Source organism: Pseudomonas sp. TWR2-1-1 (genome assembly GCF_049897045.1).
Classification (GTDB): domain Bacteria; phylum Pseudomonadota; class Gammaproteobacteria; order Pseudomonadales; family Pseudomonadaceae; genus Aquipseudomonas; species Aquipseudomonas versuta.
Map to the genome: position 1 here is coordinate 45,745 of NZ_JAFCVM010000009.1, position 18,665 is coordinate 64,409.

At 60.1% G+C, this 18,665-nt stretch carries 16 protein-coding genes; 9 read left to right on the forward strand and 7 right to left on the reverse strand.

Annotation, left to right across the window (positions count from 1 at the left end; all coding sequences use genetic code 11):
* Nucleotides 1-121 precede the first annotated feature (121 nt).
* From ACP7BO_RS20575 to pepN, 3 genes are read left to right on the forward strand one after another with little or no spacing between them, the layout of a single operon-like run.
* The gene (locus tag ACP7BO_RS20575) at nucleotides 122-382 is read left to right on the forward strand and encodes a YeaC family protein (protein ID WP_048361615.1); all 261 of its coding nucleotides are present in this window, start codon (nucleotides 122-124) and stop codon (nucleotides 380-382) included.
* Nucleotides 379-1,209 (forward strand): DUF2797 domain-containing protein, encoded by an 831-nt coding sequence (locus ACP7BO_RS20580; RefSeq protein ID WP_426212410.1) that lies wholly within the window; start codon nucleotides 379-381, stop codon nucleotides 1,207-1,209. Before ACP7BO_RS20575 ends, ACP7BO_RS20580 begins: the two co-directional genes overlap by 4 nt.
* 12 nt (nucleotides 1,210-1,221) lie before the next feature.
* A complete protein-coding gene (pepN, locus tag ACP7BO_RS20585) occupies nucleotides 1,222-3,879 on the forward strand; it encodes an aminopeptidase N (RefSeq protein WP_426212412.1) in 2,658 nt (885 codons plus the stop codon).
* Between the two features lie 89 nt (nucleotides 3,880-3,968).
* Here the strand turns inward: pepN and ACP7BO_RS20590 are convergent, their stop codons facing one another.
* Both ACP7BO_RS20590 and ACP7BO_RS20595 read right to left on the reverse strand, forming a co-directional pair.
* Nucleotides 3,969-4,685 (reverse strand): FadR/GntR family transcriptional regulator, encoded by a 717-nt coding sequence (locus ACP7BO_RS20590; protein ID WP_426212414.1) that lies wholly within the window; start codon nucleotides 4,683-4,685, stop codon nucleotides 3,969-3,971.
* A gap of 148 nt (nucleotides 4,686-4,833) precedes the next feature.
* Nucleotides 4,834-6,570 carry an IlvD/Edd family dehydratase gene (locus ACP7BO_RS20595; RefSeq protein WP_060691886.1) on the reverse strand — a complete coding sequence of 579 codons (1,737 nt, stop codon included), beginning with the start codon at nucleotides 6,568-6,570 and terminating at the stop codon, nucleotides 4,834-4,836.
* A gap of 190 nt (nucleotides 6,571-6,760) precedes the next feature.
* Here ACP7BO_RS20595 and ACP7BO_RS20600 point away from each other — a divergent pair, with 190 nt between their 5' ends.
* The 4 genes from ACP7BO_RS20600 to ACP7BO_RS20615 all read left to right on the forward strand — a co-directional run bounded on the left by ACP7BO_RS20600 (nucleotide 6,761) and on the right by ACP7BO_RS20615 (nucleotide 9,940).
* Nucleotides 6,761-8,083, forward strand: coding sequence for an MFS transporter (locus ACP7BO_RS20600; protein ID WP_426212417.1), 1,323 nt, complete (start codon nucleotides 6,761-6,763; stop codon nucleotides 8,081-8,083).
* Nucleotides 8,084-8,163: 80 nt separating this feature from the next.
* Entirely contained in the window at nucleotides 8,164-8,463 is a 300-nt protein-coding gene (locus ACP7BO_RS20605) for a DUF5629 family protein (RefSeq protein ID WP_003444766.1), read from the forward strand.
* Complete coding sequence (locus ACP7BO_RS20610) at nucleotides 8,453-9,625, forward strand: lactonase family protein (protein ID WP_426212419.1); 1,173 nt, start codon at nucleotides 8,453-8,455, stop codon at nucleotides 9,623-9,625. The genes ACP7BO_RS20605 and ACP7BO_RS20610 overlap by 11 nt, the downstream gene beginning before the upstream one ends.
* Nucleotides 9,626-9,766: 141 nt before the next feature.
* The gene (locus ACP7BO_RS20615) at nucleotides 9,767-9,940 is read left to right on the forward strand and encodes a hypothetical protein (RefSeq protein ID WP_003444762.1); all 174 of its coding nucleotides are present in this window, start codon (nucleotides 9,767-9,769) and stop codon (nucleotides 9,938-9,940) included.
* Between the two features lie 83 nt (nucleotides 9,941-10,023).
* On the opposite strand, the gene ACP7BO_RS20620 is transcribed toward ACP7BO_RS20615, so the two are convergent.
* A complete protein-coding gene (locus ACP7BO_RS20620) occupies nucleotides 10,024-10,776 on the reverse strand; it encodes an anti-sigma factor family protein (protein WP_426212421.1) in 753 nt (250 codons plus the stop codon).
* Nucleotides 10,773-11,279, reverse strand: a complete 507-nt coding sequence (locus ACP7BO_RS20625) for a sigma-70 family RNA polymerase sigma factor (RefSeq protein ID WP_060691893.1) — start codon at nucleotides 11,277-11,279, stop codon at nucleotides 10,773-10,775. The genes ACP7BO_RS20620 and ACP7BO_RS20625 overlap by 4 nt, the downstream gene beginning before the upstream one ends.
* A 185-nt stretch (nucleotides 11,280-11,464) precedes the next feature.
* On the opposite strand from ACP7BO_RS20625, the gene ACP7BO_RS20630 reads away from it, so the two are divergent.
* Both ACP7BO_RS20630 and ACP7BO_RS20635 read left to right on the forward strand, forming a co-directional pair.
* Nucleotides 11,465-12,547, forward strand: coding sequence for a catalase family peroxidase (locus ACP7BO_RS20630; protein WP_426212423.1), 1,083 nt, complete (start codon nucleotides 11,465-11,467; stop codon nucleotides 12,545-12,547).
* Nucleotides 12,544-13,083: a cytochrome b gene (locus ACP7BO_RS20635; protein WP_426212425.1), complete on the forward strand. Its 540-nt coding sequence runs from the start codon at nucleotides 12,544-12,546 to the stop codon at nucleotides 13,081-13,083. Before ACP7BO_RS20630 ends, ACP7BO_RS20635 begins: the two co-directional genes overlap by 4 nt.
* Nucleotides 13,084-13,181: 98 nt before the next feature.
* Here the strand turns inward: ACP7BO_RS20635 and ACP7BO_RS20640 are convergent, their stop codons facing one another.
* From ACP7BO_RS20640 to ACP7BO_RS20650, 3 genes are read right to left on the reverse strand one after another with little or no spacing between them, the layout of a single operon-like run.
* Nucleotides 13,182-13,763, reverse strand: coding sequence for a glutathione S-transferase (locus tag ACP7BO_RS20640; RefSeq protein WP_426212427.1), 582 nt, complete (start codon nucleotides 13,761-13,763; stop codon nucleotides 13,182-13,184).
* Nucleotides 13,760-17,401, reverse strand: coding sequence for an AAA family ATPase (locus ACP7BO_RS20645; protein ID WP_426212429.1), 3,642 nt, complete (start codon nucleotides 17,399-17,401; stop codon nucleotides 13,760-13,762). The genes ACP7BO_RS20640 and ACP7BO_RS20645 overlap by 4 nt, the downstream gene beginning before the upstream one ends.
* On the reverse strand, nucleotides 17,398-18,642 hold the full coding sequence (locus ACP7BO_RS20650; RefSeq protein ID WP_426212431.1) for an exonuclease SbcCD subunit D C-terminal domain-containing protein: 1,245 nt from the start codon (nucleotides 18,640-18,642) through the stop codon (nucleotides 17,398-17,400). Before ACP7BO_RS20650 ends, ACP7BO_RS20645 begins: the two co-directional genes overlap by 4 nt.
* Between the last annotated feature and the right edge of the window lie 23 nt (nucleotides 18,643-18,665).

The window sequence follows — 18,665 nt, forward strand, 5'->3', positions numbered from 1 at the left end:
GCTTGCCAGCGAAAGCATCATCGCGATTTATCCGTACACCGGGTTGTCTGCATCGCCGGCAAGCCGGCTCCCACAATTGAATCCTGTTTGTCATATCAACTTTTAGAGCGGAAACAGAACCATGTCCTCTTTCAACGAAATGATTCAAAACATCACCCCCGAGATTTATCAGAGCCTGAAACTGGCCGTTGAAATCGGTAAATGGGCAGACGGCAACAAACTCACTGCCGAGCAGCGCGAGCTGTCGTTGCAGGCGATGATTGCCTGGGAAGTCAATAACCTGCCTGAAGACCAGCGCACCGGCTACATGGGCCCGCAAGAGTGCAGCTCGAAATCGGCACCGGTGCCCAACATCCTGTTCAAGTCGGATGCTATCCATTGATTGAGATTGGTCGCGGTGCAATCAGCAAAATGTCGGCACGCCTGGAGTCGCCGACCGTTCAATATGCGTTTCGTCTGGGCGATACCGAGCTGCCGGTCAATCCATTGATCGGTACCCGGCTGCGTCTGGAATACCTGGGTGAGATCAACTGCACTCACTGTGGACGCAAAACCAAGAAAAGCTTCAGCCAGGGCTACTGCTACCCGTGCATGACCAAGCTGGCGCAATGCGACATGTGCATCATGAGCCCGGAGCGTTGCCATTACGACGCAGGCACCTGCCGTGATCCGTCGTGGGGCGAGCAGTTCTGCATGACCGACCACGTGGTGTATCTGGCCAATTCTTCGGGCATCAAGGTCGGCATTACCCGTGCCACCCAGTTGCCGACCCGCTGGCTCGATCAGGGCGCCAGCCAGGCGCTGCCGATTGTGCGAGTGGCAACCCGTCAGCAATCGGGTTTTGTCGAGGACCTGTTTCGCTCGCAAGTGGGCGACCGTACCAACTGGCGTGCACTGCTCAAGGGCGATGCAGCACCGGTTGATCTGCTGGCGGTGCGCGATCAACTGTTCGAGAGCTGTGCCGAGGGCATGAAAACTTTGCAGGAGCGTTTCGGGCTGCAAGCGGTCCAAGCCTTGCATAGCGTCGAGCCTGTCGAGATTCGTTACCCGGTTGAGCAGTACCCGAGCAAAATCGTGAGTTTCAACCTGGACAAAGATCCGATCGTTGAAGGCACGCTGATGGGGATCAAGGGGCAGTACCTGATCTTTGACACCGGCGTTATCAATATTCGCAAATACACGGCCTACCAGCTGGCCGTGCATCAGTAAAAGGACTCCAGCATGCGCACCGAACAACCGCAAATGATCTACCTGAAGGACTATCAGGCTCCCGAGTATCTGATCGACGAGACGCACCTGACCTTCGAGTTGTTCGAGGACCACACGCTGGTCCATGCGCAACTGGTGATGCGCCGCAACCCTGCACGTGGCGCGGGCTTCCCGGCACTGGAGCTGGACGGTCAGCAACTGGAGCTGTTGTCGGTCAAACTCGACGACGCCGAGTTGACCGGGGCTGATTACCAGCTCACCGACAGCCACCTGATTTTGCACCCCGCAACCGAACATTTCGTGGTTGATACCAGCGTCAAGATCCACCCCGAATCCAACACCGCGCTGGAAGGCCTGTACAAGTCCGGCACGATGTTCTGCACCCAATGCGAGGCCGAAGGCTTTCGCAAGATCACCTACTACCTCGACCGTCCGGACGTGATGAGCAAGTTCACCACCACCGTGGTGGCCGAGCAGCACAGCTATCCGGTCCTGCTGTCCAACGGCAACCCGATCGCCAGCGGCCCGGACGAAGACGGCCGGCACTGGGCGACCTGGGAAGACCCGTTCATGAAACCGGCCTACCTGTTTGCCCTGGTGGCCGGAGATCTGTGGTGCGTTGAAGACAGCTTCACCACCATGACTGACCGCACTGTGGCACTGCGCATCTATGTCGAGCCGGAAAACATCGACAAGTGCCAGCACGCGATGACCAGTCTGAAAAAGTCCATGCTCTGGGACGAAAAAACCTACGGCCGCGAATACGATCTGGATATTTTCATGATCGTTGCCGTCAATGATTTCAACATGGGCGCCATGGAGAACAAGGGCCTCAACATCTTCAACTCCAGCGCCGTGCTGGCCCGTGCCGAAACCGCCACTGACGCCGCACATCAGCGGGTCGAGGCGATAGTTGCCCACGAATACTTCCACAACTGGTCGGGTAACCGCGTGACGTGCCGTGACTGGTTCCAGCTGTCGCTCAAGGAAGGCTTCACGGTATTCCGTGATTCCGAGTTCTCGGCAGACATGAACTCGCGGGTGGTCAAACGCATTCAGGACGTGGCGTATCTGCGTACCCATCAGTTTGCCGAAGACGCCGGCCCGATGGCCCACGCCGTGCGCCCCGAGAGCTTTATCGAAATCTCCAACTTCTACACCCTGACCATTTATGAGAAGGGTTCGGAAGTGGTGCGCATGATCCATACCCTGCTCGGCGAAGCGGGCTTTCGCAAAGGCAGCGACCTGTACTTCGAACGCCATGATGGCCAGGCCGTGACCTGCGATGACTTTATCAAGGCCATGGAAGACGCCAACGGCGCCGACCTGAGCCAGTTCAAGCGCTGGTACAGCCAGGCGGGCACTCCGCGTCTGGCGGTCACCGAGCACTATGATGCAGCCCAGAAAACCTACAGCCTGAGCTTCGCCCAAAGCTGCCCGGCCACCCCGGACAAGGTTGAAAAACTGCCGTTTGTGATTCCGGTGCAGCTGGGCCTGCTGGATGCCCGTGGCGCTGAAATCGCGCTGCAACTCAAGGGTGAGTCGGCGGCTTGCGGCACCAGCCGCGTGCTATGCGTGACTGAAGCTGAGCAAACCTTCACCTTCGTTGGCATCAATGAGCAGCCATTGCCTTCGCTGCTGCGCGAGTTTTCGGCGCCGGTCAAACTGCAATTTCCGTACAGCCGTGACCAGTTGATGTTCCTGATGCAACACGACAGTGACGGTTTCAATCGCTGGGATGCCGGCCAGCAACTGGCCGTGCAGGTGCTCCAGGAGCTGATTGGCCAACATCAGCGTGGCGAAGCACTGGTCATGGACCCGCGTCTGGTCGAAGCATTGCGCACTGTGCTGGGCAATCAGCAACTGGATCAGGCAATGATTGGCGAAATGCTGTCGTTGCCGGGTGAAGCCTATCTCACTGAAATCAGCGAAGTGGCTGACGTAGAAGCTATCCATGCGGCCCGCGAGTTCGCCCGCAAGCAGCTCGCCGACAGCCTGTTTGACGGCTTGTGGGCGCGTTATCAGGCCAATCGCGAAGTGTCGAAAGTCACGCCGTATGTGGCCGAAGCCGAGCATTTTGCCCGTCGCGCCCTGCAAAACATCGCACTGTCGTACCTGATGCTCAGCGGCAAGCCGCAAGTGCTGGCGGCAGCGCAGGATCAGTTCGAACACAGCGACAACATGACCGAGCGCCTGACGGCTCTGGCGGTGCTGGTCAACTCGCCGTACGAGGCAGAAAAGGCGGCGGCGCTGGCCAGCTTTGCCGATCAGTTCAAAGACAATCCGCTGGTCATGGACCAATGGTTCAGCGTGCAGGCGGGCAGCGGTTTGCCAGGTGGTCTGCAGCGGGTTCAACAGTTGATGGAGCACCCGGCCTTCAACATCAAGAACCCGAACAAGGTACGGGCGCTGGTCGGTGCCTTTGCCGGGCAGAACCTGATCAACTTCCATGCGGCCGATGGTTCGGGTTATCGCTTCCTGGCGGACCTGGTGATTCAGCTCAATGGCTTCAACCCGCAGATTGCTTCGCGGCAACTGGCGCCACTGACTCGCTGGCGCAAATACGACAGCGCCCGTCAGGCGTTGATGAAAGCAGAGCTGGAACGCATCCGCAGCTCGGGCGAGCTTTCCAGCGACGTGTTTGAAGTGGTCAGCAAAAGCCTGGCCTGAACCATCTGAATAATCTGTAGGAGCGAGCTTGCCTCGCGAGCTGTTAAAAGCTCGCGAGGCAAGCTCGCTCCTACAGGTTCAAAGATGTGTCAGTGCGTCTGTCCTAACACCACATCCAGCGCGGTGCGCGCATCGTCCAGCTGTACCAGGGTGGCATGCCGGGCGCCAAGGGCGTCGTGGTTTTCTATCGCGGTCAAAATCGCCTTGTGACGGGGCAACGCCAGTTCGTGCAGGTTAGGCCGGCGATTGGAGTGCTTGAGTGCTTCGCGCAACGCCAGCGACAGCATGTTGCACAGATTGGCCAGCAGGTCGTTGTGAGTTGCGTCGGCGATCCGGCTGTGAAAATCCAGGTCGGGCTGCAACAACGCTTCGGGCGTTTGTGCATGCTCCATGCGCTCATAGGCTTCGCGGATCGAGGCGACTTCATCATCGGTGGCATGCTGGGCAGCGAGAGCGGCTACAGCAGGCTCGATAATGCTACGCACGCTGGTCAGCAAGGCAAAGAACTCGTTTTGTGGCGAACTTTGCATCAGCCAGTGCAACACATCGGGGTCGAGCATGTGCCATTCACGGCGCGGCTTGACCACGGTGCCCACCCGCGGCCTGGAATACACCAGCCCCTTGGCCACCAGCACCCGCGTGGCTTCTCGCAATACCGGGCGGCTGACGGCATATTCTTCGCACAACAAGGCTTCGGCGGGCAGCTTGTCATCGGGTTTAAAACGTCCGGAAACAATCTGCATGCCGAGTTCCTGAACGATGCGCGCGTGCATGCTTTTGCGCTCGGAAGGCTGACGGTAATCCATTGGGAGCAGGTCGGTCCTGTGGCTGGAAAGCGCCGATCATAGCAGGCAGGAGTTTTGTGGGTGGCACAAAACCTGTCGAACAAGCTGTAGGAGCGAGCTCTTCAACGCGCGAGAGAAAAGCTCGCGAGCAAGCTCGCTCCTACAGGGCTTAGTGCGAGTGGCGCGGCACTTCTGAACCGCGGCAACCTACCAGGAAGTCAAAATCGCAGCCTTGATCGGCCTGCATGACGTGGTCGATATAGAGCTGGCGATAGCCACCAATCAGCAATTTTTGTGGCGGTGCAATATCGGCCAGACGTGCCGCCAGTTCGGCATCGCTGATGTCCAGATGCAAGCGCCCGCTGGCGCAGTCGAGTTCGATCCAGTCGCCTTCCTGTACCGCCGCCAACGGTCCACCGGCTGCAGCTTCCGGGGCCACATGCAAGACCACGGTGCCATACGCAGTGCCGCTCATGCGGGCATCGGAGATGCGCACCATGTCGGTCACGCCCTGGGCCAGCAGCTTGGCTGGCAAGCCCATATTGCCGACTTCGGCCATGCCCGGATAACCTTTGGGGCCGCAGTTTTTCATCACCAGAATCGACTCGGCAGTCACCTGCAGATCCGGGTCGTTAATGCGCGCCTTGTACATGTCGAAGTTCTCGAACACCACGGCCTGGCCGCGATGCTTCATCAGCGCAGGGGTTGCCGCCGATGGCTTGAGTACGGCGCCCAGTGGCGCCAGATTGCCGCGCAGCACACAGATACCGCCGTCGGCCACCAGCGGGTTTTCAATGGCACGGATGACTTCGTCGTCGCCATAGATCGGCGAGTTTTTAACGTTTTCCCACAGGCTTTTGCCATTGACGGTCAGGGCATCGGGGTGCGGAATCAGGTTGTTTTCCCCCAGTCGACGCAGGACCGCAGGCAGGCCACCCGCGTAGTAGAACTCTTCCATCAAAAACCGCCCGGAAGGCTGCAGGTCTACCAGGGTCGGTGTACCGCGGCCGATGCGGGTCCAGTCGTCCAGCTCCAGATCGACGCCAATGCGCCCGGCGATAGCTTTTAGGTGGATCACTGCGTTAGTCGAGCCCCCAATGGCGGCGTTGACCCGAATCGCATTCTCAAAGGCTTCTTTGGTCAGCACTTTAGACAGGCGCAAGTCTTCGCGAACCATTTCGACGGCGCGCATGCCGGACATGTGCGCCAGTACATAGCGCCGTGAATCCACGGCAGGGATCGCGGCGTTGTGCGGCAACGACGTGCCCAGGGCTTCAGCCATGCAGGCCATGGTGGAGGCGGTGCCCATGGTGTTGCAGGTGCCTGCCGAGCGCGACATGCCGGCTTCCGCGGAAAGGAACTCGTCAAGGCTGATATTGCCGGCCTTATAGGACTCGTGCATTTGCCAGACGATGGTGCCGGCACCGATGTCTTTGCCCTTGTGCTTGCCATTTAGCATCGGCCCGCCGGTCACCACAATGGCCGGCACATCGCAACTGGCTGCGCCCATCAACAGGGCCGGGGTGGTTTTGTCGCACCCGGTCAGCAGCACCACGCCATCAATCGGATTGCCGCGAATTGCTTCTTCCACGTCCATGCTGGCCAGGTTGCGGGTGAGCATGGCGGTAGGGCGCAGGTTCGACTCGCCGTTGGAAAACACCGGGAATTCAACCGGGAAGCCGCCAGCCTCGATCACGCCGCGTTTTACGTGTTCGGCAATAGTGCGGAAGTGGGCGTTGCACGGGGTCAGTTCTGACCAGGTATTGCAGATGCCGATGATGGGCTTGCCCTGAAACTGGTGGTCGGCGATGCCCTGATTCTTCATCCAGCTGCGGTACATGAAACCGTTTTTATCTGCGCTGCCAAACCATTGGGCGGAACGCAGTGGAGGGGTTTTGTCAGACATTGCGGTCTCTCTTATTGTATGACTAATTGGTTTTTGATGGTCTAAGTTATCCTCAAACTAGGCACTTTGGAAGTGTTGTTGGGTAAATAGTATTACTATATAGTCCGCTTCAACTGAGAGCTGTCCCTGGCGTTTTCCCGCTTGAGGCCACTCCAGAGGTTCCATAACAAAAACAATGGGAGACCGTCATATGAGCCAGGAATCCGGGCTTATTCGTCGCATTACGCTAAAACTTATTCCGTTTCTGATCCTGCTGTACCTCATTGCCTATTTAGACCGCTCTGCCGTGGGCTTCGCCAAGTTGCATATGGGCGCAGACATCGGCATTGGCGATGCGGCCTACGGCCTGGGTGCGGGGCTGTTCTTTATCGGCTACTTCTTGATGGAGATCCCCAGCAACCTGATGCTGGAGCGTTTCGGCGCACGGCGCTGGTTTGCCCGGATCATGCTGACCTGGGGTGCGATTACCATCGGCATGGCCTTTGTCCAGGGGCCGCACAGTTTCTACGTGATGCGCTTTTTGCTCGGCGTTGCAGAGGCGGGCTTCTTTCCGGGTGTTCTGTACTACATCACCCAATGGTTTCCGGTTCGCCACCGCGGCAAGATCCTGGGCCTGTTCATTCTCTCGCAACCCATCGCCATGATGATCACCGGCCCGGTGTCCGGCGGCCTGCTGGGCATGGACGGAGTGCTGGGGCTGTATGGCTGGCAGTGGCTGTTCATCGTCATCGGCATGCCGGCAATCCTGCTGACCTGGCCGGTGCTGCGCTACTTGCCGGATGGCCCGCAACAGGTCAAATGGATGACCCGCGACGAGAAAGAGTGGCTGGCCGGCGAGCTGGAAAAAGACTTGCAGCAATACGGCCAGACCCGCCACGGCAATCCGCTGCATGCTTTGAAAGACAAGCGGGTGCTGCTGCTGGCGCTGTTCTATCTACCGGTCACCCTGAGCATCTACGGCCTGGGCCTGTGGCTGCCGACGCTGATCAAGCAGTTTGGTGGCAGCGATCTGACAACCGGTTTCGTGTCCTCGGTGCCCTACATCTTCGGCATCATCGGCCTGCTGATAATCCCCCGCAGTTCCGATCGCCTGAATGATCGTTATGGCCACCTGGGCGGCCTTTATGTACTGGGCGCGATCGGCCTGTTCCTGAGTGCATGGTTGACGGTGCCGGTGCTGCAACTGGGGGCCCTGTGCCTGGTGGCTTTCTCGTTATTCTCCTGCACGGCGATTTTCTGGACATTGCCCGGGCGCTTCTTTGCCGGTGCCAGTGCCGCTGCCGGGATTGCCCTGATCAACTCGGTGGGCAACTTGGGCGGCTATATCGGTCCGTTCGTGATCGGTGCGCTCAAGGAATACACCGGCAACCTGGCCTCGGGCCTGTACTTCCTGTCGGGGGTGATGGTGTTCGGGCTATTCCTGACGGTGGTGGTGTATCGCACTCTGGAGCGCAAACATGCGCTTGAATCCGACGAATTTGCGACCAGTGCACGTCCTGTCACCGGTCATTAATCAGCCGGCAGAGTTATTCAGCCGTGGGTTAGTGCGCAGGTTTGACCTATCATTACGCCTTTCAAACAGGTGAATGATTAATGAGCGATTCAAACCAGACCTTGCGTGCAGCCCTTGAAACCAGTGACATGCTGGAAATTGACGGGCTGCATGCCTGGGATTTTTCTCTGGACGATGTGCAGTTGCTCATCAAGTGCATGGATGGTCGTGCCGAAAAGCGTTGGAGCTTCACCCTCGCACAGCTGGATGCAGCCGTGTTTGACGAAGCGTTGAAAAGCTGGACCCTTACCGGCGACTCGGGTGAGCACCGCCTGGTTTGCCTCAGCGCATTTAGCGCGAGCAATGACGACGATGACACTGAGGTGGTTGATGAAGTTTAAATGGTTACCCTTGTTGATGGCTTCAAGCATTGGCGCTATGTCGGCACAGGCGGCTTTCGGGTCTGATGTCGAGTTGCTGGTGGGTTCCTATACCCAGGGCAAGAGCCAGGGCATTTACCGTTTACAGTTCGACAGTCAGAGCGGGCGGCTCACACCCGAGCCGTTGCAAGTGTTCAAGGCCGCCAACCCTTCGTGGCTGACCTTGTCCCGTGACCAGCGCCGCCTGTTTGTGGTCAATGAGAACGGGCAGGGCCAGGCCGATGTGGTGGGGCGTGTCAGCAGCCTGTCGATCGACCCGAAAACCAACCAGTTGAGCCTGGTCAACCAGGTCAAAACCCTGGGCGAAGAGCCGACCCATTCCAGCCTCAGCGGCGACGAGCGCTACCTGTTTGTCGCCAACTATGGTGTGCACGCCGAACCGGGCGGCAGCCTGGCCGTGGTGCCGATAAACGCCCAGGGCGAGTTGCAACCTGTGACCCAGATGAGCAGCCACCCGTCCAGCCGGGTAAACCCTGAGCGCCAGATGTCGGCTCATGTGCATTCGGTGGTGTCTTCACCGGACGGCAAGTTTGTGTTCGCCAGTGACCTGGGGGCCGACAAGATTTTTGTCTATAAGTACGATCCGGCTGCCAACCCCGAGCATCCTTTGGTAGCTGCCGATCCGGCCTACGTCCAATTGCCTGCGGGCAGTGGTCCGCGTCACTTGTTGTTCTCCAAGGACGGCAAACACGCGTACCTGACCACTGAAATGAGTGCCCAGGTATTTGTGTTCGACTATGCGGACGGCCAGCTCAAGCAGCGCCAGGCGCTGGAACTGGCCCACGGCCAGCCAGCGCAAAATCGTGCCGCGGGTGCTGTGCATGCTTCGCCCGATGGCAAGTTTCTTTACGTGAGCAATCGCGGCAAGGCCAATGAAATCCTGGTGTTTGCGATCAATCCGGCGAACGGTGAGTTGACCGAAATTCAACGTCGTTCGGTTGAGGGGGATCATCCTCGCGAGTTTGCCCTGAGCCCCAACGGCAAGTTCCTGTTGATCGCCAACCAGATGAGCAATGCCATCGTGGTGCTGGAGCGCGACCCGCAGACCGGCAAGCTGGGTAAAACCCTGCAAACCCTGGCCATGGATGCGCCTTCAGATCTGAAGTTCATCAATCGCCCGTAAACACAGGCTTGCAGCCCTCTATCAATCGCGCTGATAGAGGCTAGTGCTGCAATGAATTTCTGTGCGATGACCCTTGGCGTTAAGTTGGCTTCACGGCCTGAAAAGGCAAGCAAGCCAACTGAATCGTCGAGGGTTACCGCCATGAATTTCAATCTTTTCTCCGTGATTGCTGCCTCCGCCATCTCTGCCACCGTAGCCCTGCCTGCCAGCGCCAGCGTGCTCATCAGCGACAAAAAATCCCCCAGTTATACCCAGAAATACCTGCAGCAAAGCGCCAACTTCTATGCCGCCCTGGACCATAAAACCCAATCCTGAAATTACCTGCCCCCCCCTGTAGGAGCGAGCTTGCTCGCGAACTCTTCAGCTTTGCCGGGAACAGCTCGCGAGCAAGCTCGCTCCTACAGGTTGTGTCCTGTCTCTAGCAATTTTGCCGTTGGGCCCTCGGCCGTGCCGACCATGGCGTAGTTGTAGCCAGGGCCGGACCAGTATTGAGCCTCTAAATCTCCATCGCGCCGACTGCCCCGTGGCAGCAGGTTGTTGTGCGGGCCGGGCGGGCGGATGTAGAAGCTGATTTGTTGTCCCTGGCTGTTTTCGTACAGCACCATCGCGGCACCGCCCTGATCGGTGGTGAGCAACCGGCCGCTGACTGGCCTGAACCCCGAACCGCTTAAATCCGGCAAGCGTTGGGCCTGATTGAAATACCCGTCCAGCCAGCCCTGAATGTCATGGCTTTGTTGCACGTTGTAGTCGGCAGGCAGAAACCCCTGTTGCGCAAACATGCGGTGTGCCGCCAGTGCATCGGCCATGGGCAAGCTACTGGAAGGCTGAATGATTTGCCTGGCCTGCCAGCCGCCGAGACCACCGACGCTGACGGCGATCAACAGCACCGCAGCCGTGGCCCAGTGGCGACGTGACTGCTGGCGCCGACGCTGGCGTATGGAGCCGGGGTCGAGTGCCGAATTGTCCGGCTGCTGCAGGCTTTGCTGCAGGGCGGTGCGCAGCGCCTGTGCATCGCGCTGCCAGGCTTGCACCCGGGCGGCGACTTCAGGGTTGGCCTGCAGGTACTGCTCAACCTGATGGCGTTCAGCCTCGCTGAGCGCGTAATCGACATAAGCGTGCAGGTCGCGCTCACTGGGCGGGGTGGTGATCATTTCAGTCTCCGCAGGGCAGGGCGGGTGATTTCGCCTTCGCTGAGTTGGCGCAAGGCCTGGCGTGCGCGTGACAGGCGCGACATTACGGTGCCAATCGGCACCTCAAGAATGTCGGCCACTTGCTGGTAACTCAACCCCTCGACCGAGACCCACAGCAGCAGGGCGCGTTGCTCGGTGCTCAGGCGTTCGAATGCCTGCAACGTCGACTGCGCGATGACCGTGCGTTCGGTAGAGGGCTGTGTGTCATCGCGCCCGGTAAAAAATTCGAGCATGCGGGCATAGCGCCGCGAACGCCGATGGCTGTCGACAAACTGGCGATACAAAATAGTGAACAGCCAGGCCCGCAAATCGCCGTCAGGACGTTTGCTGGCAACACTGCCCAGTGCCCGCTCCAGACAGATTTGCACCAGATCGTCGGCATTGCTGGAGTGGCGCGTCAGCGACAGTGCAAATCGCCTGAGGCGCGGGATGAGTTCGCGCAGTTGCTCGTCAAAGGGTGGCATGGGCACCTGCAAGGCGTTGGTCTGTTAGTCGGGGTTAGAACCCAGCAGACGACTAGGATTGAGGGTTATTCCCGAGGCGCAAAAATAAATCCCTGAAAAATTGTCCTCTACTGCGGGAATAAGCCTGTCCGGCCTTCGTCTCATAGGCAATCCACCTTGACGGCCCCGTGGCCCTGGAGTTTTTTATGGTAGATCAATTGCCGCCCGTGGGGCCTGGCAAACCACCGCTGAGCCCCGTCAGTGTGATGCTGCGCCTGGCGGGGATCGGTGTGGTGGTGGCCGTTATTGCCGGGGCGTTTTATTACGTCAACGGTACGCTGGATTCGCAACGTCTGCGCCCTAAAACTCTGGTGAACGCGCTGGAGCACAATAATGGTGTGTTTGCAGGGTATCGACGCAACCATGCCAAGGGCATCTGTGTGGTGGGGTATTTCGAGAGCAGCGGCAATGCCCATGGCTTGTCCAGAGCCCAGGTTTTCGAGACGGGGCGCACGCCGGTGGTGGGGCGCTTTGCCTTGCCCAGCGGCAACCCGTATGCCCCCGACAGCAGCGTGCCGATCCGCAGCCTGGCCTTGCGCTTCACTGAAGCCAACGGCCAGCAGTGGCGTACCGGCATGAACAGCATGCCGGTGTTTGCAGTGGGCACCCCCGAGGCGTTCTATCAGATGCTGCAAGCCGGCGCGCCGGATCCGGCAACGGGCAAGCCCAAGCCGGGTGCCATGCCTGGGTTTTTTGCGGCGCACCCTGAAACCGCACCGTTCCTGCAGTGGGTCAAAACCGCGAAGCCTTCTGCCAGCTTCGCCACTGAAAGCTACAACGGCATCAACGCCTTTTATTTGGTCGATGGGGCCGGGCAACGTCAGGCCGTGCGCTGGGGCGTGGTGCCGCAAGGCCAGGACGCCCCGGGTGCCACTGCGCCCGATGATGCGGACTATCTGGAGCAGGACCTGACCCGGCGCCTGGCCGCGGGGCCACTGAAATGGCAGCTCAACCTGACCCTGGCCGAGGTCGGTGACCCGGTCAATGACGCCAGCAAGGCCTGGCCTGCCGGGCGCAAAGTGATCAACGCCGGCACGCTGGTGTTGCTACAGGCCGAGCAACAGAACTCGGGTGAGTGCCGCGACATCAACTATGACCCGCTGATACTGCCCAGCGGGATTGAAGGCTCGGATGACCCGTTGCTGGCGGCGCGTTCGGCGGCCTATGCCAGTTCGTATCTGCGGCGCACCAGTGAAGTCGATCAGCTATCTCAGGAGAAACGGCCATGAGCGCCCCTACCTCACACTTCGCTCCCGTGGCGCGTTGGCTGCACTGGCTGATGGCGGTGATGATTATCGCCATGTTGTTTATCGGGGCGGGCATGGCGGCATCGGTGTCCGAGCGCCATGAGTGGCTGTTGAATCTGCACAAGCCTCTGGGCATTGCGATATTGCTGCTGGTGGTCGTGCGCCTGTTTGTGCGCCTTAGCACCCGCCAGCCAGCGTTACCGGCGGATTTGCCGGCGGTCCAGGTATTGGCGGCCAGGCTGTCTCATGTGCTGCTGTACGGGTTGATGTTCTGCTTGCCGATTGTGGGCTGGGCAATGATTTCGGCGGCGGGCGACCCGGTAATGCTGAGCAGTTCATTACAGCTGCCCGGGATATTGCCGGCGAGCCCCGGCACCTTTGCCTTTTTGCGCAAGGCGCACACGTACCTGGCCTATTTGTTGTTTTTTACCGTGTTGCTGCATTTGGCGGCGGCGCTGTTCCATGGCTGGATACGCCGGGACGGGGTGCTGCAAAGCATGGTGCGCGCTAAGGACTGAGCACAGTGGGGCCCCTGTAGGAGCGAGCTTGCCTCGCGAGCTCTTCAGCTTTGCCGGGAAAAGCTCGCGAGGCAAGCTCGCTCCTACAGGTTTGGGGTTCAGGATTTGGTCATGATTGATGTGAATAACTCGCTTGCCAAAAACCGCTCCAGCCACGCTCTCAGGCGCGGGTAGGGTGCCTGCTCGAACCAATCGCGGTCGACGTGGGCGAACTGGCGCACAAATGGCGCCAGGGCCACGTCGGCCAGGCTCAGGTTTGGCCCTGCCAGGTAGGGTGTCTGTTCCAGCACATCTTCCAGACGCTGCAAGAACGTCTGCCCCATGGCCCGATAATGCTCCATCGGGTACTCGGGATAACGGTTGGCGTATTTGTAGCGATCCAGACTGGCCTTGAAGCGGGTGTCGTTTTCTTCAATCAACGGCCCGCTGACCCCTTGCCGCCAATGGTCCGGGTCATGCTGCTCCAGCGCCCAGTGCATGATGTCCAGGCTTTGTTCGATCACCCGGCCATCGCTACACACCAGCACCGGCACCGTGCCTTTTGGCGACGCTGCCAGCAACCCGGCCGGTTTGGCCTTGAGGCTGACTTCCACAATCGAAACCGGCACGCCGCTGTAGTGCAATGCCATGCGTGCCCGCATGGCATAGGGGCAGCGGCGGAAGGAATAGAGCAGGGTCATTTGACCTCCACGGTACTCAGGCCGTTGCCTTGACGACGTACCTGGATCTGTACCGGTATGCGCTCGTGCATTTCCTGGACATGGGAGATCACCCCGACTTTGCGGCCCTGGGCCTGCAGGCCATCCAGTGCATCCATCGCCAGTTGCAGTGACTCGGGGTCGAGGCTGCCGAAGCCTTCGTCGATAAACAGCGATTCGATTTTCAGCGTGCTGGAGGCCATCGACGCCAGACCCAATGCCAGGGCCAGCGATACGAGGAAGGTTTCACCGCCGGACAGGGAATGCACTGAGCGCAGTTCGTCGCCCATTTCGGTGTCCATCACCAACAGGCCGAGCATGCTGCCGCCGCGTTTGAGGCGGTAACGGCGCACCAGTTGGCGCAGTTGCGCATTGGCGTGATGCACCAGCAGGTCGAGGTTGTAGGCCTGGGCGATTTTGCGGAAGGTGTCGCCGGTGGCTGAGCCGATCAGCGCATTGAGCCGCGCCCAGCGCTGCCATTCGTCGTAGGCCTGGCTGATATGTTGTGCCAGTGCCTGATTGGCTTCCTGGCGGCGTTGATCTTCGGCTTGCCGGGCGCGCAATTCGGCAGATTGCTGCTCGCTGGCGTTTATCAGGCTGTGCAGTTCATTCAAGGCGCTGTCCAGCGCCTGGGCGTCAAGGTTGCCATTGGCCTGGGCCTGATGCTGGTTCAGGCGTTGCTCGCGCTCCTGCAGCAGGACGCGGGCTTGCTCGACTGCTTTTTCGCTGTTTTGCAATTGCACGCGCAATTCGCGCAGTTGTGCTTCGTCAATGCTCAGCAACTGCTGCAAACGGCTGTCATCCAGTTCGCTGTGCTGCGCGCGCCATTGCGCAACCTGAGCGCTGAGGCTGGCGTGTTCCTGTTGCAGCCCGTGCTGGCGCTCCTGCTGTGCCTTGAGTTCGGCTGCCAGTTGCAGCAACTGGTTGGCACTGGCTTGCAAGGCCTGTTCGGCTTCGGTCTGGGCCACGCGGGCCTGTTCCACTGCCTGTTCCAGACTGTGCTGCCACAGCTGCGCGCTGGCGTAATCGCCGAGCAAGTCGGTGAGGGCCTGCTGACCCGCCTGCTGTTGCGCGGTCAGTTCGAGCACGCTGCGTTGCAGGGTTTCGAGCTCTTTAGTGATGTTGGCTTGCTGATACTGCGCCCGCTCGATTTTGCTCGCCCGTTCAGTCTGTTCCGATTGTTCATCGCGCTGTTGATCGAGCTGCGCCAGGCGATCCGCCACTTGTTGGTCAAGCGCCATAAAACAGGCTGATGCGTTATCACGCAGCGCCGCGAGAGTCACCGCTGGCAGCAGGTTGGCGAATTGCGCCAGCTCATCTGCCAGCCGCTGGTTATCGGCATTAAGGTGCAGGCGTTGCTCGGCCAGTTGTTGCGCGGCAACCTGACTGGCTTCGTGACTGCGCTGCACCTGCCCCTGTAACTGCGCCGCTTCTTTTTGCAGGGCGAGCAGGGTGTTCTGGCGCTGTTGATCTTGATTGATGCTGTGTTGCAGCCCGCTCAGGCGCTGGCTCAGCCACTGTTCGCGCCTGGCCGGGTCTTGGGCCAGCCATTGTGGATACAGTGCATGGGCCTCAAGGCTCGGAGCCAGGCTCTGTTGTTCATCGAGAATTTGCTGGTGTTGCTGCATAAACTCGCGGTGCTGGGCATTGACCCCGCCCACTTTTTCACGCAACTGAATCAAGGTTTCCTTGAGGCCGTCGACCACCTTGCGGGCGTTGGCCTCTTCTTCCTCGTCAAAGCGCGAGAGGCTCTGCAACAGCGCTTCTGGCTGGTGATAGGGGTGTTCATGGCTGCCGCAGACCGGGCACGGCTGATCGTCTTGCAGCTGGGCGCGCAGCTCTTCGACGCTGGCGCTGCGGGCCAGTCGCTGACGTTCGAGCAGCTGTTGGGTGACCAGCAGGGCTTGCTCGGCAGACTCGAATTGTTTTTTGGTCGCGGTGCCTTGTGCGATCAACTGTTCGCGTTCGGTCTGCAGAGTCTGCAGCTTGAGTTGTACCGCCTGCAGGCGGGTATCCAGTGCGAGCTGGCTGCTGCACAGGCGCTGCAAGTCTTCAAACGCGCGCTGTTGCTGACGGTTATCAGTGAGCAGGCTGCCCAGGGTCTGGATTTGCTCGCTGACCGCCTGTGGCTCTGCTTCGGCCTCCTGGAACAGTATTTCCAGGGTGTTGCGCAGCTCGTTCAGTTCCCGGGCAGCCAGTTCGGCCCGTTGTTCGAGGGCGGGTAGTTCCTTGTGTCCGGTGCTCAGGGTGTTGCTCAGTCGAACCAGTTGCTGCAACCGTGGGCGATAGGCGTCCCAGGCATTGGCCAGGGGGGCCTGGTCAGTGCTTTGCTCCAGTTGGCGGGCTATGAGCTCAAGGCGTTCTGCGCCTTGTTGCTGGCGCTCATTCATCTGGTTCAGGGCTTGCTGACCCTCGGCACAGGTCTGTTGAGCCTGCCGGGCCAGCGCTTGCTGGTCACTGAGGGTCTTGGTCAGGCGGTCCAGGTTGGCATGGGCCAGGTGCGCCTGCTGTACCAGTGGCGCGGATTCACGTTGCCCGGTCTGGGCTTGGGTGGCCGCCAGTCGGGCGGTTTGCAGGGCCTGCTGCAGCCGGGTTTGTTGTTCGCCGAGCACGCTTTGCTGGCGAAGATGGGCACTGATCTGTTCGGCCAGCGGGCTTGACTGGGCATCCAGTTCGGCCAAGCGGGCAAATTGATGGCGTTGGGGCGCCAATTGCTCCAGCAGGTTGAGGGTGTGGCGCTGGTCGGCCTGGCTGTCCCACCGGGTTTGGGCCTGTTGCAGTTGCTCGGCGGCGCTGAGCTGTTGCTCTTGCAGCTCGCGCAGGGTTTTAAGCCAGGTGTGTTGTTGCTCCAGCTGTTTGAGCTGGCTTTGGCGATTAGTCAGCTGTTGCCGGGCCTCGTTGTAGTGCTGGTCCAGCTCGGCGCGTTGTTGCGGCGCAAGCGGGGTAACGCCCACCGCCTGATCCTGAAGTTGCTTGTGGATGTCGCGGGCTTCTTTAGCCTTGTCGAAGGCTCGCTTGCCCAGGCGGGTATATAGAGCGGTGTCGGTGAGTTTTTCCAGCAGCTCGCTGCGCTCGTTGTCGTCGGCTTTGAGAAAGGCACTGAATTCGCTCTGGGCCAGCATCACGGCGCGGGTGAACTGCTCGAAGTTGAGCCCCAGGCGCGCTTCCAGCTGCACTTTGTAATCGCCTTTCTGGCTGGCCAGCAATTGGTCGCTGTCCAGGTCGCGCAGGCTTTGGCGGCTGGCCTGCAGCTTGCCGGTGGCTTTCTCACGGGCGCGATTGGCTTCCCAGCGGGCCCGGTAACGGCGGCCGTCGATGCCGACAAAGTCAACTTCGGCATAGCCTTCGCCGGTACCCCGACGCAGCAGGGTACGAGGGTCGCCGGTGGCCACTTCGCCATCGGCATCCGGGACCTTGGCATCGCGCCCGGTGTTGCTCAGGCGCGGTACGGCACCAAACAGCGCCAGGCACAAGGCGTCGAGCAGGGTGCTTTTACCGGCTCCGGTGGGGCCGGTTATCGCAAACAGCCCGGCACTGGCCAGGGGCTCGGCGGTGAAGTCCAGTTCAAAAGGACCGGCCAGCGAGGCGAGGTTTTTCAGGCGGATGGCGAGGATTTTCATGGCTGTTCACCTTCCAGCTGTACTTCTTGCAGCAACTGGGCAAAGTCCTTGAGGGTTTGCTCGTCGGCTTCACTGGCGTAGGTCTCTTGCCAGGCACGGCTGAACAGCTCCCGAGGGGTCAGTTGGTCGAGTTCGATCAGGCTGGCGCAGTCATCCTCCCCGGAGCGCTTGCCACTGCCGGCGTATTCGGCCGCGATGCGCACCAGGCGCACCGATTTGCCCTGTAGTGCAGTTTCAATCTGCTGGCGCAAGTCAGGCTGCGGCTCGTCGAGCGTTACCCGCACTTCGAGCCAGGGCTGGCGCAGGGCGTCGGCCAGCAAGTCGATGTCGGGCAGTTCGGCCAGCTGGCTGAGGATTTGTGCCAACGGTGCCGGGCCGACGCGTTGCAGGTTGACCGCGCGCGGGATCAGTAGCGGTTTAACGCTGACCAGGGTTTCGCCATCGAGCTGCACATCGAGGATCTGATGCTGGTAGCCGATTTCCGAGAACGACAGCGGGATCGGTGAACCGCAGTAACGAATGCGCTCTTCACTGTTGACGCGCTGTGGCTTGTGCAAGTGCCCCAGCGCCACATAGCTGATGCTTGGACCAAACAGGCTGGCGGGCAGGGCTTCGGCGTTGCCGATGATCAGGCTGCGCTCGGAGTCTTCCGAGACTGAACCGCCGGCCATGTGCGCGTGGCTGATGGCGATCAGGGCCTGGCCGGGCTTGCGTCTGGCATTGGCCGCAGCGATCAGCCATTCATGGACCTGGCCGATGCCGCGCAGGTAGTCGTCGCCCAACTGCGCGCCGGTGACTTCGGCGGGCCGCAGAAACGGTAACGCCAGGCACCAGGCGGCCACTTCGCCGCTAGCGTCGGGCAAGGGGATCAGCAGGCGTTCTGCATCCAGCTGGCCGTCATCGAGCCACAGCACCCGGCCCAGCGCGTGGGTACGCAGGCGGCGCATCAAGGGTGCCGGCAACTCGATCCGCGAACCGGAGTCGTGGTTGCCGGCAATCATGACGATTGTCAGCTTGGGCTGTTGCTCGTGGGCGCTGACGATAAAGTCGTAGAGCCGTTCCTGGGCTTTGACCGGCGGGTTGACGGTGTCGAAGATGTCACCGGCAATCAGCAGCACGTCCGGCTGCTGCTCACCCAGTCGGTCCAATAGCCAGCTCAGAAAGCAAGCGTGTTCGAAGTCGCGTTCCTGGCCATGGAGGTTTTGCCCCAGGTGCCAGTCGGAAGTGTGAAACAGGCGCATGACAGAATCCGTAAAAAATGGGC

Bases quoted from the DNA above. Each gene is read 5' to 3' on its own strand.
- ACP7BO_RS20595 (WP_060691886.1), bottom strand. From the start codon at position 6,570: ATGTCTGACAAAACCCCTCCACTGCGTTCCGCCCAATGGTTTGGCAGC.
- ACP7BO_RS20615 (WP_003444762.1), top strand. From the start codon at position 9,767: ATGAATTTCAATCTTTTCTCCGTGATTGCTGCCTCCGCCATCTCTGCC.
- ACP7BO_RS20610 (WP_426212419.1), top strand. From the start codon at position 8,453: ATGAAGTTTAAATGGTTACCCTTGTTGATGGCTTCAAGCATTGGCGCT.
- ACP7BO_RS20640 (WP_426212427.1), bottom strand. From the start codon at position 13,763: ATGACCCTGCTCTATTCCTTCCGCCGCTGCCCCTATGCCATGCGGGCA.
- ACP7BO_RS20630 (WP_426212423.1), top strand. From the start codon at position 11,465: ATGGTAGATCAATTGCCGCCCGTGGGGCCTGGCAAACCACCGCTGAGC.
- ACP7BO_RS20645 (WP_426212429.1), bottom strand. From the start codon at position 17,401: ATGAAAATCCTCGCCATCCGCCTGAAAAACCTCGCCTCGCTGGCCGGT.
- ACP7BO_RS20635 (WP_426212425.1), top strand. From the start codon at position 12,544: ATGAGCGCCCCTACCTCACACTTCGCTCCCGTGGCGCGTTGGCTGCAC.
- ACP7BO_RS20605 (WP_003444766.1), top strand. From the start codon at position 8,164: ATGAGCGATTCAAACCAGACCTTGCGTGCAGCCCTTGAAACCAGTGAC.
- pepN (WP_426212412.1), top strand. From the start codon at position 1,222: ATGCGCACCGAACAACCGCAAATGATCTACCTGAAGGACTATCAGGCT.
- ACP7BO_RS20600 (WP_426212417.1), top strand. From the start codon at position 6,761: ATGAGCCAGGAATCCGGGCTTATTCGTCGCATTACGCTAAAACTTATT.
- ACP7BO_RS20650 (WP_426212431.1), bottom strand. From the start codon at position 18,642: ATGCGCCTGTTTCACACTTCCGACTGGCACCTGGGGCAAAACCTCCAT.
- ACP7BO_RS20575 (WP_048361615.1), top strand. From the start codon at position 122: ATGTCCTCTTTCAACGAAATGATTCAAAACATCACCCCCGAGATTTAT.
- ACP7BO_RS20590 (WP_426212414.1), bottom strand. From the start codon at position 4,685: ATGGATTACCGTCAGCCTTCCGAGCGCAAAAGCATGCACGCGCGCATC.
- ACP7BO_RS20625 (WP_060691893.1), bottom strand. From the start codon at position 11,279: ATGCCACCCTTTGACGAGCAACTGCGCGAACTCATCCCGCGCCTCAGG.
- ACP7BO_RS20620 (WP_426212421.1), bottom strand. From the start codon at position 10,776: ATGATCACCACCCCGCCCAGTGAGCGCGACCTGCACGCTTATGTCGAT.